We start from the raw sequence: 2,059 nt of genomic DNA on the forward strand, positions 1-2,059 counted from the left end.
CGGGAGCATTCGCCAGCGAAAATTCGGATGATTCAGACGACGGAGCGAAAAGTATGCAACATTGTACGAGGCGTAGCTACCCCACCTTGCGGCGTTCCACGCTCGCTCGGAAAGAGACGACCCTTGCCGAAACTACCGGCTTTGAGCATCGCCTTGATCAGGCCTAGTACCCGACCGTCAGCGATGCGCTGGGCAACGAGCGACAGAAGTTTGTCATGCTCAACTGAACCGAAGAAGTCCTTCAGATCAGCATCAACAATCCATTCCCTGCCGCTTTCGATCTCCTTCCAGATCTTGCGCAAAGCGTCATGTGTCGATCGCCCTCGCCGATAGCCGAAGTTGGCCTCGTCGAATACTGGCTCGAAGATCGGCTCCAGACGGTTGAGCAGCGCCTGCTGGCATACGCGATCGTAAATCGACGGGATGCCGAGCTTGCGGAACTCCCCCGGTTTGCCGACTTTCGGGATCGAGACCTGCCGGACCGGTTGCGGCTGATAGGTCCGCGCGCGCAGTTCTGCCTGCAAACGGTCCAGATGCTGGCCCGCCTGTTCGGCAAAGTCTGCCACGCTGATTCCATCGACACCGCCACTGCCCCGGTTGGCCCGGACTCGCTCCCAGGCGACTTCCAGATTCTTCCGTTGATAAACCTTGTCAATTAATGAGTGGACCTTCCTTGCTTCCATCGGGTTGATCCAGTCAGACAGTCTCCTCGGGCGCGGATGTACGGGTATTTCGCTCATGGAACTGATCCTCCTCCGTGTCCTTACTCGCTGTCATCCAGGTTCTTCCCAATCATCTTCGCCGGCTGCCTTCCCCGACCCACTTCCGTCGCCGATTGCTCGGTCACGTGGTTTTGGCCACGCTTCAGGTACTACTCAGCCGTCCGACTACTGACACAGCACCGCTCGCCACTTCGCTCCTCGCTTATAGGCTCACTTCCCGCGGTGCCATCCGCGGACTGTGCCAGTCCTCCTGAGGTCACACGCTGTTCTTCCGTACCGTGCCGTCCGCAAACACCTTGGTGCGGTGGGTGAATGAGAACGCCTTCGCCTCCATATTGCAGGCTCGACCTTGCCCCACCTTTGGCCGACCGGTTCGTCATCGGGGCAGCCCCCATCGACTACGGCCCGGTACTTCTCCTCATGCCCTTCGGATTCCACCTCACGATGGACACCCTGCCCTCCGGAGATACAGCGAGCTGGTGGCTTCAGGTCCGCCTTGGCCGTGTCCGGCTTTCGCCTTCGTGCCCGCATAGGCTTCTCCATACCTTCCACCCCTCTCCGGCCAGCGAGGCATTACCCCCGCTTTCGGATATGGCGCCCCTCATCCGGGCGCCAGAGGGACTTCAACCCTCCTGAACAACGCGCTGCTCAGCGCACAGTATGGCGGAGTCTGACTTCTCCCGTCCGTTCATCATCGGCTACGGCTCCTCGCCTTCCCGATGCGGACCTGCCCGTACTGCGACAGGCCAGACGAGAGATCTCCCGGTTCCCGCACAAGGAGCGTCCGTGCATGCCAGGGTCTTTGACCGCGCCGGGTCGTCGGGGCGCTTGCGATAGCGCACCCCGTCGTGTTGCCTTCCGTCTCAAGGACGACGTCGCACCCAGGATCACACGGATATCGCGGCTCAATGGCTGGCCTACACGCTCCCCTGCCGACGCTTCGCCGACATCCTCGCGGACGCCTGCGCACGGCTCGGGGCCGATGTGGTTCGCTACACCTTCATCGTAATGGACTTTCACCATCTACTCCTTGCCGGACTCCCGGCGCTCCCTTGATGCCGTCGCCCACCAGTACGCGCCGACCATTGACGCGTAGCGGCTCAGGAAACAGGCGCAGCACCGCCTGCGTCCACAGCGCCGAGAGCCGATCGAGCTGCACAGCGTCGCTGCGCAAGCTGTCACGCAGCTTGTTGTACAGAGTCGGGCGCAGTTTGAGCGCACGCACGATGCTGGTCACGCCCAACAAATCTGTGCGCACCGTCAAGCCTGCCACGGCAGTTGCGAACCACATGAAACTGCGCAGGCGAGAGAACGCAGGCCGCAGCAACCAGATCGCG

Annotated in this window: 1 protein-coding gene and 1 pseudogene; both read right to left on the bottom strand. The window is 61.4% G+C overall.

Translation table 11 applies throughout. The annotated features are described in order from the left end of the window. Window positions 1-32: 32 nt before the first annotated feature. On the bottom strand, window positions 33-740 hold the full coding sequence (locus AWB78_RS42255) for a reverse transcriptase domain-containing protein (RefSeq protein ID WP_232478134.1): 708 nt from the start codon (window positions 738-740) through the stop codon (window positions 33-35). 982 nt (window positions 741-1,722) lie between these two features. Then, a pseudogene (locus tag AWB78_RS47420) lies at window positions 1,723-2,059 on the bottom strand (hypothetical protein); the annotation flags it as partial.

The sequence above is a fragment of the Caballeronia calidae genome (genome assembly GCF_900044055.2).
Taxonomy (GTDB): Bacteria; Pseudomonadota; Gammaproteobacteria; order Burkholderiales; family Burkholderiaceae; genus Caballeronia; species Caballeronia calidae.

Excerpts from the sequence above, each read along its gene's own strand:
- AWB78_RS42255 (WP_232478134.1), bottom strand. The coding sequence starts at position 740 with ATGAGCGAAATACCCGTACATCCGCGCCCGAGGAGACTGTCTGACTGG.